Source organism: Streptomyces sp. NBC_00096 (assembly GCF_045041305.1).
GTDB lineage: Bacteria > Actinomycetota > Actinomycetes > Streptomycetales > Streptomycetaceae > Streptomyces.
The window spans coordinates 5438199-5452090 of sequence record NZ_CP108221.1; the positions used below are offsets into that span (position 1 = coordinate 5438199).

General features: G+C 70.0%; 15 protein-coding genes. 14 read left to right on the top strand and 1 reads right to left on the bottom strand.

The window, feature by feature from the left end:
* The first annotated feature begins 113 nt into the window (after nt 1-113).
* The 13 genes from OG904_RS24005 (at nt 114) to OG904_RS24065 (ending at nt 11560) form a co-directional block, all read left to right on the top strand.
* A complete protein-coding gene (locus OG904_RS24005; protein WP_405494238.1) occupies nt 114-905 on the top strand; it encodes a formate/nitrite transporter family protein in 792 nt (263 codons plus the stop codon).
* Between the two features lie 101 nt (nt 906-1006).
* On the top strand, nt 1007-1786 hold the full coding sequence (locus OG904_RS24010; RefSeq protein ID WP_405494240.1) for a helix-turn-helix transcriptional regulator: 780 nt from the start codon (nt 1007-1009) through the stop codon (nt 1784-1786).
* Nucleotides 1783-3198 carry a Fe-S cluster assembly protein SufB gene (gene sufB, locus OG904_RS24015; RefSeq protein ID WP_328297992.1) on the top strand — a complete coding sequence of 472 codons (1416 nt, stop codon included), beginning with the start codon at nt 1783-1785 and terminating at the stop codon, nt 3196-3198. The genes OG904_RS24010 and sufB overlap by 4 nt, the downstream gene beginning before the upstream one ends.
* Before the next feature lie 58 nt (nt 3199-3256).
* The gene (gene sufD / locus OG904_RS24020) at nt 3257-4435 is read left to right on the top strand and encodes a Fe-S cluster assembly protein SufD (RefSeq protein ID WP_405494243.1); all 1179 of its coding nucleotides are present in this window, start codon (nt 3257-3259) and stop codon (nt 4433-4435) included.
* Entirely contained in the window at nt 4435-4752 is a 318-nt protein-coding gene (locus tag OG904_RS24025) for a bifunctional 3-phenylpropionate/cinnamic acid dioxygenase ferredoxin subunit (protein ID WP_405494245.1), read from the top strand. Before sufD ends, OG904_RS24025 begins: the two co-directional genes overlap by 1 nt.
* Before the next feature lie 7 nt (nt 4753-4759).
* On the top strand, nt 4760-5527 hold the full coding sequence (sufC, locus tag OG904_RS24030) for a Fe-S cluster assembly ATPase SufC (RefSeq protein ID WP_327307359.1): 768 nt from the start codon (nt 4760-4762) through the stop codon (nt 5525-5527).
* Nucleotides 5524-6780, top strand: coding sequence for a cysteine desulfurase (locus OG904_RS24035; protein WP_405494248.1), 1257 nt, complete (start codon nt 5524-5526; stop codon nt 6778-6780). The genes sufC and OG904_RS24035 overlap by 4 nt, the downstream gene beginning before the upstream one ends.
* 28 nt (nt 6781-6808) lie before the next feature.
* Nucleotides 6809-7270 (top strand): Fe-S cluster assembly sulfur transfer protein SufU, encoded by a 462-nt coding sequence (gene sufU, locus OG904_RS24040; protein ID WP_405494250.1) that lies wholly within the window; start codon nt 6809-6811, stop codon nt 7268-7270.
* On the top strand, nt 7267-7611 hold the full coding sequence (locus OG904_RS24045; RefSeq protein ID WP_215020285.1) for a metal-sulfur cluster assembly factor: 345 nt from the start codon (nt 7267-7269) through the stop codon (nt 7609-7611). Before sufU ends, OG904_RS24045 begins: the two co-directional genes overlap by 4 nt.
* Before the next feature lie 172 nt (nt 7612-7783).
* Nucleotides 7784-9211: a hypothetical protein gene (locus OG904_RS24050; RefSeq protein WP_405494252.1), complete on the top strand. Its 1428-nt coding sequence runs from the start codon at nt 7784-7786 to the stop codon at nt 9209-9211.
* A gap of 56 nt (nt 9212-9267) precedes the next feature.
* Nucleotides 9268-10608, top strand: coding sequence for a DUF3616 domain-containing protein (locus tag OG904_RS24055; RefSeq protein WP_405498220.1), 1341 nt, complete (start codon nt 9268-9270; stop codon nt 10606-10608).
* Between the two features lie 110 nt (nt 10609-10718).
* Nucleotides 10719-11042: a DMT family transporter gene (locus OG904_RS24060; RefSeq protein ID WP_405494254.1), complete on the top strand. Its 324-nt coding sequence runs from the start codon at nt 10719-10721 to the stop codon at nt 11040-11042.
* Nucleotides 11042-11560 (top strand): TetR/AcrR family transcriptional regulator, encoded by a 519-nt coding sequence (locus tag OG904_RS24065; RefSeq protein WP_405494256.1) that lies wholly within the window; start codon nt 11042-11044, stop codon nt 11558-11560. The genes OG904_RS24060 and OG904_RS24065 overlap by 1 nt, the downstream gene beginning before the upstream one ends.
* Before the next feature lie 10 nt (nt 11561-11570).
* Here OG904_RS24065 and OG904_RS24070 read toward each other — a convergent pair whose 3' ends face one another.
* Nucleotides 11571-12446 (bottom strand): winged helix-turn-helix transcriptional regulator, encoded by an 876-nt coding sequence (locus OG904_RS24070; protein WP_405494258.1) that lies wholly within the window; start codon nt 12444-12446, stop codon nt 11571-11573.
* 108 nt (nt 12447-12554) lie between these two features.
* Here OG904_RS24070 and OG904_RS24075 point away from each other — a divergent pair, with 108 nt between their 5' ends.
* Nucleotides 12555-13889: an MFS transporter gene (locus tag OG904_RS24075; RefSeq protein ID WP_405494260.1), complete on the top strand. Its 1335-nt coding sequence runs from the start codon at nt 12555-12557 to the stop codon at nt 13887-13889.
* Nucleotides 13890-13892 lie beyond the last annotated feature (3 nt).

The following is a 13892-nucleotide window of genomic DNA, read 5'->3' on the forward strand; positions in this document are numbered from 1 at the left end:
CGTGGGAGGTCCCCGGGGTGGGGTCGTAGGTCCTGCCCCGGCGGGGTCACCGACCTGTGCATTCATGACCTTTTCGTCGGGGCCGGGCGGGGGCCGGGACCTAACGTCGAATGGTGAACAGCATCGCTCAGAACGTCGAAGCCACCTCGGGGCAGGCCGAGCACAAGGCGCACGACCTCGCGCATCCGCCGCGCTACTTCGTGTCGGCGATGCTCGCGGGCGCCTACATCGCGGTCGGTGAGGTGCTGCTCCTCGTCGCGATCTCGCCGTTCGTGGCCAAGGGCTCGCCGGCCGTGAAACTGCTGGAGGGCGCGGTCTTCCCGATCGCCCTGACCATCGTGATGTTCGCCGGCGCCCAGCTCTTCACCAGCAATGTGATGGTCATGCTGGTCGGCGCCCTGTCGGGGCGCACCGGCCCCCGGGACCTGATCGTCTCCTGGACCCTCTCGCTGGCCGGGAACCTGGTCGGGGCCTTCGCCTTCGGTGCCATGGTGCACGCCTCGGGAGTGGCCTCCTCGCCCTCCGCCCGCACCATGCTCGGCGAGATGGTGCACGGGAAGACGGCCCTGAGCGGCGGCCAGCTGTTCTGGCGCGCGGTGCTCTGCAACATGCTCGTCTGCCTGGCCATCTGGATGTTCACCCGGGCCCGCGGCGATGCGGCCAAGATTTTCGTCCTGTGGCTGCCGGTGGCCGTTTTCGTCGCCGTCGGATTCGAACACTGCGTCGCGAACATGGCAGTTTTCAGCCTCGCGATCCTCGATGGCTCAGCCGGTTTCGGTGATCTTTTCCGGAACCTGATGTTCACCGTGCCGGGGAACATCGTGGGCGGAGGATTGCTGGTGGGAGCCGTTTACTGGTTCACCGGAGGGGCCCTGCGAGAAGGCGGAGAGCCCACTTCCGTTTAACTCTGCGTGGATAAATTAGGTAACCCTTAGTGATGGAGGCCACCGGAGGTGGTCTCCATCACGGCTTGTCGCGGCCCGAGTAATTACGCAACAATGGCGTTGTGAAATACGGCGAACGGATGAGCGAGGCCCCCCAGGGCGAACTCGCGACCGGGGAGCGGTCAACCCGCAACCGGGTCGCGCGGTCGATCCTGGACCACGGTCCCTCCACCGTCGCCGACCTCGCCCAGCGTCTCGGCCTCACCCAGGCCGCCGTCCGCCGCCACCTCGACACGCTCGTCGCCGACGACGTGGTCGAACCCCGTGAGCAGCGCGTGTACGGTGCGCGGACCCGGGGCCGGCCCGCCAAGGTTTTCGCGCTGACCGACTGCGGCCGTGACGCCTTCGACCAGTCCTACGACTCGCTCGCCGCTGACGCCATGCGCTGGATCGCGCAGGCGGCCGGTGGCGGCGAGCAGGGGGAGGCGGCGGTGACGGCCTTCGCGAAGGCGAGGCTGGCGGCACAGGCGGAGACCTACCGGGAAGCCGTGGAGGCCGCGGCCCCCGCGGACCGCACGGAGGCCCTTGCCAGGGCGTTGACCGGAGACGGGTACGCTGCTACGGCGAAGAGCGCTCCCGGTCCGCACAGCGGTGAACAGCTCTGCCAGCACCACTGCCCGGTCGCACACGTCGCCGAGCAGTTCCCGCAGCTCTGCGAGGCGGAGACCGAGGTCTTCTCCCGCTTGCTCGGGACGCATGTGCAGCGACTCGCCACGATCGCCCACGGCGACGGGGTGTGCACGACGTTCATTCCGCGCAGCGGAAGCGGCGCCGGTGCCGCAGGCGCCGCACAGACCGACACATCAGTATCTGCAAGTACGGCCGGGAGGAACCCCGCATGACCACGGAGACTGCTCACCCTGAGCTCGATGGCCTGGGCACCTACGAATACGGATGGGTCGACTCCGACGCGGCCGGCGCGGTCGCCAAGCGAGGCCTGTCCGAGGAGGTCGTCCGCGACATCTCGGCGAAGAAGTCCGAGCCGGAGTGGATGCTGAACCTCCGTCTCAAGGGCCTCAAGCTGTTCGGCAAGAAGCCCATGCCCAACTGGGGTTCCGACCTCTCGGGCATCGACTTCGACAACATCAAGTACTTCGTGCGTTCCACCGAGAAGCAGGCCGCTTCCTGGGAGGACCTGCCGGAGGACATCAAGAACACGTACGACAGGCTCGGCATCCCCGAGGCGGAGAAGCAGCGCCTCGTCGCCGGTGTCGCCGCCCAGTACGAGTCCGAGGTCGTCTACCACCAGATCCGTGAGGACCTGGAGGAGCAGGGCGTCATCTTCCTCGACACGGACACCGCGCTCAAGGAGTACCCGGAGCTCTTCCAGGAGTACTTCGGCACGGTCATCCCGGTCGGCGACAACAAGTTCGCCTCGCTGAACACCGCCGTGTGGTCGGGCGGCTCGTTCATCTACGTCCCCAAGGGCGTCAAGGTGGACATCCCGCTCCAGGCCTACTTCCGTATCAACACGGAGAACATGGGCCAGTTCGAGCGGACGCTGATCATCGTCGACGAGGACGCCTACGTCCACTACGTCGAGGGCTGCACCGCCCCGATCTACTCCTCGGACTCGCTGCACAGCGCCGTGGTCGAGATCATCGTGAAGAAGGGCGGCCGCTGCCGCTACACGACGATCCAGAACTGGTCGAACAACGTCTACAACCTGGTCACCAAGCGCGCCGTGGCGTACGAGGGCGCGACCATGGAGTGGATCGACGGCAACATCGGTTCCAAGGTCACCATGAAGTACCCGGCCGTGTACCTGATGGGCGAGCACGCCAAGGGCGAGACCCTCTCCATCGCCTTCGCGGGCGAGGGCCAGCACCAGGACGCCGGCTCCAAGATGGTCCACATGGCGCCGAACACCTCCTCCAACATCGTCTCCAAGTCGGTGGCGCGAGGCGGCGGCCGCACCTCGTACCGCGGCCTGGTCGAGATCGGCGAAGGCGCCCACGGCTCCAAGTCCAACGTGCTGTGCGACGCGCTCCTGGTCGACACGATCTCCCGCTCGGACACCTACCCCTACGTGGACGTCCGCGAGGACGACGTGTCCATGGGCCACGAGGCCACCGTCTCGAAGGTCTCCGACGACCAGCTCTTCTACCTGATGAGCCGCGGTCTGACGGAGTTCGAGGCCATGGCGATGATCGTGCGCGGCTTCGTCGAGCCGATCGCCCGTGAGCTGCCGATGGAGTACGCGCTGGAGCTGAACCGGCTGATCGAGCTGCAGATGGAGGGCTCGGTCGGTTAGTCCGGCCCGCCCGACGTCCCACAGCAGATTCTTTAAGGAAGAGAGCAACACGACAGCCATGGCTGAGGCTCAGAACATTCCGGCGGGGTCGACCACCGCCGGCGCGATCGCGGTGGCCGCCGAGTCCACCGTCGCCACCCGGATGAGTGCCCCCCCGTCCTTCGACGTGGCGGACTTCCCCGTGCCCACCGGCCGCGAGGAGGAGTGGCGCTTCACGCCGCTCGCCCGCCTCAAGGGCCTGCACGACGGCACCGCGGTCGCCAACGGCACCATGAAGGCCCAGATCGACGCGCCCGAGGGCGTGACGATCGAGTCCGTGGAGCGCGGCGACGCGCGCATCGGCAAGGCCGGCACCCCGGTGGACCGGATCGCCGCCCAGGCGTTCTCGTCCTTCGCCAAGGCCACGGTCGTCACCGTGCCCAAGGAGGCCGTCCTGACCGAGCCCGTGCGCGTCTCGCTGCACGGCGAGGGCGGCACCACCTTCGGCCACACCGTCTTCGACGTGAAGGCCTTCGCCGAGGCCGTCATCGTCATCGACCACACCGGTGACGGCGTGCGCGCCGCCAACGTGGACTTCCTCGTCGGCGACGGCGCCAAGCTCACCGTCGTCTCCGTGCAGGACTGGGACGACACCGCCGTCCACGTGTCCCAGCACAACGCGCTGATCGGCCGCGACGCGACCTTCAAGTCGATCGTGGTCACCTTCGGCGGCGACCTCGTACGCCTCCACCCGCGCGTGAACTACGCGGGCCCCGGCGGCGAGGCCGAGCTCTTCGGCCTGTACTTCACGGACGCCGGCCAGCACCAGGAGCACCGCCTCCTGGTCGACCACAAGGCCCCGCACTGCAAGTCGAACGTGGTCTACAAGGGCGCGCTCCAGGGCCAGGACGCCCACGCCGTCTGGATCGGTGACGTGCTCATCGAGAAGACCGCCGAGGGCACCGACACCTACGAGATGAACCGCAACCTCGTCCTCACGGACGGCGCGCGGGTCGACTCGGTGCCGAACCTGGAGATCGAGACCGGCGAGATCGTCGGCGCCGGCCACGCCTCCGCGACCGGCCGCTTCGACGACGAGCAGCTCTTCTACCTGCAGTCGCGCGGCATCCCGGCCGACGAGGCCCGCCGTCTGGTCGTGCGCGGCTTCTTCGCCGAGCTCGTCCAGCAGATCGGTGTCGACGACATCGAGGAGCGACTGCTCGCGAAGATCGAAACCGAGCTGCAGGCGTCCGTCTGATGACCTACGTCAAGGCCTGTGCGCTGAGCGAGCTCGAGGAGAACGCCCCCAAGCGGGTCGAACTCGACGGCACGCCGGTGTCCATCGTGCGCGCCGAGGGGGAGGTGTTCGCGATCAACGACATCTGCTCGCACGCGAACGTCTCGCTCTCGGAGGGCGAGGTCGAAGACTGCATGATCGAGTGCTGGCTGCACGGCTCGGCCTTCGACCTGCGCACCGGCAAGCCGTCCGGCCTGCCCGCGACGCGCCCCGTCCCCGTATACCCCGTAAAGATCGAAGGGGACGACGTGTTCGTCTCCCTCACCCAGGAGTCCTGAGGTATCCATGGCAACGCTTGAAATCCACGACCTGCACGTCTCCGTCGAGGCCGAGAACGGCGCCCGCGAGATCCTCAAGGGCGTCGAGCTCACCATCAAGCAGGGTGAGACGCACGCCATCATGGGTCCGAACGGCTCCGGCAAGTCCACCCTCGCGTACGCGCTGGCCGGTCACCCGAAGTACACCATCACCAAGGGCACCGTGACCCTGGACGGCGAAGACGTCCTGGAGATGTCCGTCGACGAGCGCGCCCGCGCCGGCATGTTCCTCGCGATGCAGTACCCGGTGGAGATCCCCGGCGTCTCGGTCTCCAACTTCCTGCGCACCTCGGCCACCGCCATCCGCGGCGAGGCGCCGAAGCTGCGTACCTGGGTGAAGGAGGTCAAGTCCGCGATGGAGCAGCTCCAGATGGACACGGCCTTCGCCGAGCGCAACGTCAATGAGGGCTTCTCCGGCGGTGAGAAGAAGCGCCACGAGATCCTGCAGCTGGAGCTCCTGAAGCCGAAGATCGCGATCCTCGACGAGACCGACTCCGGCCTCGACGTCGACGCTCTGCGCCAGGTCTCCGAGGGCGTCAACCGCGTTCACTCGACCGGCGACACCGGCACCCTGCTGATCACGCACTACACGCGGATCCTGCGCTACATCAAGCCCGACTTCGTCCACGTCTTCTCCGAGGGCCGCATCGTCGAGTCCGGCGGCGCCGAGCTCGCCGACAAGCTGGAGGCCGAAGGCTACGAGTCCTACAGCACGAAGGGTGGCGCGACCGCGTGACACAGCTGCCTGGCCTCCTCGACATCGAGGCGATCCGCAAGGACTTCCCCCTTCTGGATCGTGTGGTCCACGACGGGAAGAAGATCGTTTACCTGGACAACGCTGCGACCTCGCAGAAGCCGCGCCAGGTGCTCGACGCGCTGAACGAGTATTACGAGCAGCACAACGCCAACGTCCATCGTGGCGTGCACGTGCTCGCCGAGGAGGCCACGGCGCTGTACGAGGGCGCCCGCGACAAGGTCGCCGCCTTCATCAACGCGCCGAGCCGCAACGAGGTGATCTTCACCAAGAACGCCTCGGAGTCGCTCAACCTGGTCGCGAACATGCTCGGCTGGGCGGACGAGCCCTACCGGGTCGACCGCGACACCGAGATCGCCATCACGGAGATGGAGCACCACTCCAACATCGTGCCGTGGCAGCTGCTCTCGCAGCGCACGGGCGCGAAGCTGAAGTGGTTCGGCCTCACCGACGACGGCCGTCTCGACCTGTCCAACATCGAAGAGGTCATCACGGAGAAGACGAAGATCGTCTCCTTCACGCTGGTCTCCAACATCATGGGCACGGTCAACCCGGTCGAGGCGATCGTCCGGCGCGCCCAGGACGTCGGCGCGCTGGTGCTCATCGACGCCTCGCAGGCCGCTCCGCACATGCCGCTCGACGTGCAGGCGCTCGGCGCCGACTTCGTGGCCTTCACCGGCCACAAGATGTGCGGCCCGACCGGCATCGGCGTCCTGTGGGGCCGCCAGGAGCTGCTCGAGGACCTGCCGCCCTTCCTGGGCGGCGGCGAGATGATCGAAACCGTCTCGATGCACTCCTCGACGTACGCCCCCGCGCCCCACAAGTTCGAGGCCGGTACGCCCCCGATCGCCCAGGCCGTCGGCCTCGGCGCGGCCGTGGACTACCTGACCGCGATCGGCATGGACAAGATCGCCGCGCACGAGCACGCGATCACCGAGTACGCGATCAAGCGGCTCTCGGAGGTCCCTGACCTGCGCATCATCGGCCCTACCACGGCCGAGGACCGCGGCGCCGCGATCTCCTTCGTGCTCGGTGACATCCACCCGCACGACGTCGGCCAGGTACTGGACGAGCAGGGCATCGCGGTCCGCGTGGGTCACCACTGCGCCCGCCCGGTCTGCCTCCGGTACGGAATTCCGGCGACGACGCGAGCGTCTTTCTACCTGTACTCCTCTCCGGCCGAGGTCGACGCACTGATCGACGGGCTGGAGCACGTACGGAACTTCTTCGGCTGACCAGGGCGACGAGGACGACGAGGACGCAGTGAAGCTGGAATCGATGTACCAGGAACTGATCCTGGACCACTACAAGCACCCGCGCGGGCGAGGCCTGCGCGACGGCGACGCCGAGGTGCACCACGTCAACCCGACGTGCGGTGACGAGATCACCCTGCGCGTGAAGTACGACGGCGAAAGGCTCACCGACATCTCGTACGAGGGTCAGGGCTGCTCCATCAGCCAGGCCGGCGCGTCGATACTGAACGAGCTGCTCGTCGGCAAGGAGCTGGGCGAGGCGCGCAAGATCCAGGAAGTCTTCCTGGAGCTGATGCAGTCCAAGGGCAAGATCGAGCCCGACGAGGCCATGGAGGAGGTGCTGGAGGACGCGGTCGCGTTCGCCGGCGTCTCCAAGTACCCGGCCCGGGTGAAGTGCGCCCTGCTGAGCTGGATGGCGTGGAAGGACGCGACCGCCCAGGCACTGGGCGACGCCGAGAGGAAGACGGCATGACCGAGAACGCGACGCCCGAGGCGTCCATCAAGCCGGCCACCGAGGAAGAGGTCCGCGAGGCCCTCTACGACGTGGTCGACCCCGAGCTGGGCATCGACGTCGTCAACCTGGGCCTGATCTACGGCATCCACGTCGACGACGCGAACATCGCCACCCTCGACATGACCCTGACCTCGGCGGCCTGCCCGCTGACGGACGTCATCGAGGACCAGGCGAAGTCGGCGACGGACGGCATCGTCAACGAGCTGCGCATCAACTGGGTCTGGATGCCCCCGTGGGGCCCGGACAAGATCACGGACGACGGCCGCGAGCAGCTGCGCGCGCTCGGCTTCAACGTCTGATCCGAGATCGACGGCCGTCCGACGGCTGAGTGAACAGAGGACCCCCGGCACGGGTGTGCCGGGGGTCCTCTGTTTTCCCGGCGGACGGGCCGCGTGCACCGGGAGTTGGCCACGGTGGCCGAATCTTCTCGACGGCCGCCACAACACGGCGGCGCACACGAGAGGACCACCAGTGACCGTTCGTTCTTCACCGGCACGCCGTTTCGGTGCCGTGGGAGCCGCCGGGGCCGCGGCCCTGCTGGTCGCGGGGCTGACCGCGCCCGCGTCGTACGCCTCGCAGGACGCCGTCCCCGCACCGACCATCGCGCTCTCCTCCGGCCACCTGTCCGGTGCCGTCGGCGCGATCGGCGACCCGGGCGTCGGCGTGGACATCGCGCAGGAAGGGATACCGGCCTCCTTCCTGAAGGTCACCGTCCTCTCCTCCAGCAACCCGGCGGTCGCCGCCCCCGGCGACGTGCGGATCGAGCGGACAGGCCGCGGCGCCCGCGAGCTGACCGTCCGCCCCCGCGGCCGCGGCTACACCGACCTGACGCTCCAGGTGACCGGCCGCGGCGGCCGGACGGCCACGGCCACGCTCTCCTACGCCGCTTCGGCGCGGGTGGGCTCCGGCGCCCCCGGCACCCGCTACCTCACCGGCTCCGCCGATGCCTCGGCCGCCGTGGACGTGGGCGGGGGCTACGCGCTGGTGGCCGACGACGAGACCAACGTGCTGCGCCTGTACGACCGTTCCCGCTCGGGCGCCCCGGTGAAGACCTGGGACCTCGGCCCCGCGCTCGGCATCAAGAAGGAAGCCGACATCGAGGCCGCCGCCCGGGTCGGCGACACCGTCTACTGGACGGGCTCGCTCGGCAACAACAAGGACGGCAAGTACAAGGCCGAACGCAACACCGTCTTCACCACCAGGCTCACCGGGACGGGCGCCGCCACCGAAGTGGTCTTCGGCTCCGCCTACAAGGGCCTGCGCGAGGACCTGATCGCCTGGGACACGGCGAACGGGAACCGCTACGGCTTCGCGGCGGGCACGGCGGCGGGCCGCATCCCGAAGAGCATCGACGGGTTCAACGTGGAGGGCCTGGAGTTCGCGCCGGGCTCCACCACCACCGCCTACCTGGGCTTCCGCGCCCCGCTGGCGCCCGCGGTGCCCGGCGGCAAGGCGCTGATCGTGCCCGTCACCAACATCGACCAGGTCGTGGCCGGTACGGCCAGGCCGCTCTTCGGCGAACCGGTCGAGATGGACCTCGGGGGCCTCGCGATCCGCGACATCCGCAAGAACGCGGCCGACCAGTACCTGATCCTGGCCGGCTCCTGGGCGGCGGACGACAACTCCGACCCCTACGCCCTCTACCAGTGGGACGGCGTCCCGGGCCACGCCCCGGTCAAGCGGGCCGACCTGCCCACCACCGACCCCGGCGGCTGGGAAGCCGTGGTCTCCGTACCCAACCTGCGGGTGCCCGGCGCCCGCGTCCAGCTGATCACCGACAGCGGCTCCGCCGACCTGTACGGCGACGGCACCGAGGCCAAGGACCTCGTCCACCCGGAGTGGAAGAAGTCCCGGTCCGCATGGTTCACGCTCGGCACGATTCGTGGAGGCACCCGTTGAATTCCCAGCAGGCACAGAAGACGCGGCGGACGTACAAGAAGCTCGGGATCGCGGGCATGGCGGCCCTGATGCTCGCCGGTACGCCCCTGGTGTCCGCGCACGCCGTCTCGTACGGCACGCCCACCATCGCCCTGTCCGCCTCGTACCTGTCCGGTGCCGTCGGCGCGACCGGCGACCCGACGGTGGACGTGACCGTGGCGCAGAGCGGCGCGGACGTCTCCGCGCTCACCGTCAGCGCCTCCGCCTCCAGCAAGACCTCGGTCGCCGGGACGGGTGACGTGAGCGTCACCGGGGCCGGCGCCGTACGGCGGCTGGCCGTCACCGCCCGCGGGCGCGGCTACACCAACCTCACCGTCAAGGTCACCGGGCTGGGCGGCAAGACCGCCACCAAGACCCTGTACTACGCCGCCTCTCCCGCCGTGCAGAACCCGGCCGACGCGCGCTACTTCACGGGCGCCTCCGACTCCTCGGCCGCCGTGGACGTCGGCGGCGGCTACACGGTGGTCGCCGACGACGAGAGCAACGTGCTGCGCCTGTACGACCGTTCCCGCTCGGCCGCCCCGGTCCGGACCTGGGACTTCAGCTCGCAGCTCGGCGTCAGCAAGGAGGTGGACATCGAGGGGGCGACCCTGGTCGGCAACACCATCTACTGGACGGGCTCGCTCGGCAACAACAAGGACGGCGAGTACAAGGCGCCCCGCAACACGGTGTTCACCACCACGCTGAGCGGCTCGGGGTCCGGTACGCAGCTCGCGTACGGGCGCTCGTACAAGAAGCTCCGCGACGACCTGGTGGCCTGGGACACGGCGAACGGGAACCGCTACGGCTTCGCGGCCGGTACCGCCGACGGCGAAGCGCCCAAGCAGATCGACGGGTTCAACGTGGAGGGCCTGGAGTTCGCGCCGGGCTCCACCACCACCGCCTACCTGGGCTTCCGCGCCCCGCTGGCCCCGGCCGTGCCCGGCGGCAAGGCGCTGGTCGTGCCGGTGACCAACTTCGACAAGGTGCTCTCCACCGGAGCCAAGGCCACCTTCGGCGCGGGCATCGAGCTCGACCTCGGCGGTCTCGCGATCCGCGACATCCGCAAGAACGCGGCCGACCAGTACCTGATCCTGGCCGGCTCCTGGGCGGCGGACGACAACTCCGACCCCTACGCCCTCTACCAGTGGGACGGCATCGCGGGCCACGCCCCGGTCAAGCGGGCCGACCTGCCCACCACCGACCCGGGCGGCTGGGAGGCCATCGTGGACGTCCCGGACCTGTCGGTCGCGGGCGCGCGCGTGCAGCTGATCACCGACAGCGGCTCCGCCGACCTGTACGGGGACGGCACCGAGGCCAAGGACCTCACCCACCCCGAGTGGAAGAAGGCCCGGGCGGCCTGGTTCACGCTGAACTGAGCTCCCCGGACCGCCTGGCTGTGGGGGCAGCCAGGCGCCCGTCCGGTGGGTCCACTGCCCGGACACGCGGATGTGTACAGGTGTCCACAGTGGTGTGTACTGTCGTACGCATGCCCTACGTACTGCTTGCCGCCGCCATAGCCGCCGAGGTCGCCGGCACCACCGCCATGAAGTTCAGCGAGGGCTTCACCAAGCTGTGGCCCTCCCTGATCACGGTGGTGGGGTACCTCATCGCCTTCACCCTGCTCGCGCAGACGCTGAAGTCGATGTCGGTCGGGACGGCCTACGCGATCTGGGCCGGCGTCGGCACCGCCGCGATCGCCGCGATCGGCATGGTCTTCATGGGGGAGGCCGCGACGGCCGCGAAGATCGGCGGCATCGTGCTGGTGATCGCCGGGGTCGTGCTGCTGAACCTCGGCGGGACCACGCACTGATGGCCCGCCGCTACGACCCCGAGCGCAGGCAGCGCATCATCGACGCGGCGATCCGGGTGGTCGGGGCGAAGGGCATCGCGGGACTGAGTCACCGCAGCGTGGCGGCGGAGGCGGACGTACCGCTCGGCTCGACGACCTACCACTTCGCGACCCTGGACGACCTGCTGGTGGCGGCGCTGAGGCAGGCGAACGAGGCGTTCACCCCGGTGCTGCCCCCCGGGGTGGACCTGGCCGCGTCGCTGGCGCGGCTGCTGGGCGAGCTGCTGTCCGGGGACCGGGCGCGGGCGGAGCTGGAGTACGAGCTCTACCTGGCCGCCCTGCGCCGCCCGGCCCTGCGACCGGTGGCGGCGGAGTGGTACGAGGCCGTGGCCGGAGCCCTGGCGGACCGGGTGGACCCGGCGACCGCGCGGGCGGTGGTGGCGGTGCTGGACGGGCTCAGCCTGCAGGTGCTGCTGACCGGGGCGGAGTACGACGAGTCCGCCGCGGCGGAGATCCTGGGCCGGGTCATGCGGCCCTGAACCGGCGCCGTCAGCGTGCCGCGCGGACGGCACCGAGGGCGGCCGTCACGCTCGCCGCGATGTCCCGGATCGGGTAGAAGACCTCGCGGACCGTCCGGTCCCGGTCCACGACCAGCGTCAGCCGCTTCAGCCGGCTGACGCCCCCCGCCCGGAACGTCGGCAGCCGCAGGGCCGTCACGAGCCCGAGCTCCGCGTCCGAGAGCAGCGGGAAGCGGAGCCCCTCGGCCTGCGCGAACTCCCGCTGCTCGTCGGGCCGCTGCGTCGACACCCCGTGCACCGTCGCCCCCGCCGCCGTGAACTCCGCCAGCTGGTCGCGGTACGTGCACGATTCGAGGGTGCACCCCCGCGCCCCGGGGATCCCGGCCCATCCCGGCGGGTAGGACTCGGCCCGGGCATACGCGCCCGGGAAGCAGTACAGGACGGTGAACGGCGTGTCCGCCACCGGATCGCGGAGCTCGCCGAAGCGGTCCGGCAGCGACAGCTCCGGCAGCCGGGTGCCGCGCAGCGCGTGGACCCGTACGGCCTCGCGCGAAGCCTCGTCCGCTGTTGCCGTCATCTCTCCCTCTCCCAGTACCCAGGTGTCCCCCCAGTCCTGGAGGGCGACCAGGACCGGCAGCAGCCCGCGGCCGCGCGGGGTGAGCCGGTACTCGTGGCGCACCGGACGCTCCTGGTACGGCTCGCGCGTCAGCACGTCCGCCTCGACCAGCAGCTTCAGCCGCTCCGTCAGGACCTTCCGGGACACGCCCAGTTCGCGCTGGAACTCCTCGAAGCGGTGCACGCCGCGTGCGGCGTCGCGCACGATCAGCAGCGTCCACCAGTCGCCCACGACGTCGAGGGCCTGGGCGATGGAGCAGTCCGCGTCGTCGAGGGGCGTGCGCTGGGCCATGGGCACTCCTTTGTCCGTTGACCCGAGGTTGTCATGCTGGCATAGTCCGTTCCCAAAAGGAACTGACTCGGGGGTCAGAGGGTGCAGCTGCTGCAGGGATTCAAAGAGGTGCCGAGAGCGGTCTGGCTGCTCGCACCGGGTGCGTTCGTCAACGCGGTGTCCAGCTTCACCTTCGTCTTCGTCTTCGTGTACCTGACCGGCCCGCGCGGACTCTCCGTCGCCGAGGCCGGCCTGATCACCGGAATCGGCGGCATCGGCCTGATCGCCGGCAACTTCACCGGCGGCGGGTTCGGGGACCGCCACGGCCACCGGCGCGTCCTGCTCATCGCCTCAGCCCTCGCCGGCGGCGCCCTCGTCCTCCTGCCGACGCTGCCGACCGCCGGGCTCTGCTTCGCCCTGCCGCCGGCCCAGTACGCCCTGGGGGCGATCCGCTCCGCCAACTCGGCGCTCGTCGCCGTGATCGTCCCCGAGGGGGCGCGCCGCCAGGCCTTCGCCGTCGTCCGCTGCGTCTCCAACGGCGGCTTCACCCTCGGCCCCCCGCTCGGCGCCCTGATCGCGACCGGCCTGTCCTACGACTGGCTCTTCGTCGCCGACGGCGTCGGCACCCTGGTCTTCGCCCTGTGGACCGCCCGCGTCGTGCCCGCGCGAGGCGCCGCGAACACCCCCGCCGCGGCCCCGGACGGGGGTCTGGGCCGCGGCGTACGGGGGGAACTGCGGGCCAGGCCCGCCGTCCTCGTCCTGCTGGGCGCGATCCTGGTCGTCGACGTCATCTACCGGCAGCAGTACTCGACCTTCCCGGTCTACCTCGCCGACCACGGCCTGGACACCGGCGTCTACGGGCTGATCATCGCCCTCAACGGCGCCGTCATCCTCCTCCTGGAACTGCCCGCCGCCGTCGCCCTGCGCGCCCGCCCGCCGCTGCGCGTCGTCGGCGTCGGCCTGCTGCTCGTCGGCGCCGGGTACGGGGCGCTGCTGCTCGGGACCGGGATCGCGGCCGCCGTCTCGATGATGGTGCTGCTGAGCCTCGGCGAGATCCTCTACAAGACCACCGCCACCGCCTACGTCGCCGACCAGGCGCCCGCGCACGCCATCGGACTGTTCCAGAGCCTGTACGCGGGGGTCTCGGCCAGCGGCGTCGTCTTCGGCGGGCCGCTCGGCGGCGCCCTGTACTCCGTGGCGCCCGGGCTGCTGTGGCCGCTGTGCGCGGTGCTGGCGGCGGGGGCGGGCGGGGCGGTGCTGTGGATGTCGGTGCGGGAGGGGCGGGAGGGGCGGGAGCTGCGGCCGGTGCCGGTGCCGGTGCCGGTGCCGGTGGCGGTGGCGGTGGAGGGCGCGGAGCCGGAGGCGGTGCCGGACGCCGTGGGGGAGGCCCTGGGGGGCGCGGTGCGACACGACCCGCGCCCGGCACATGAGACCGGTTCGCAACCGCGGGCCGTCGCCGGTTAGGTT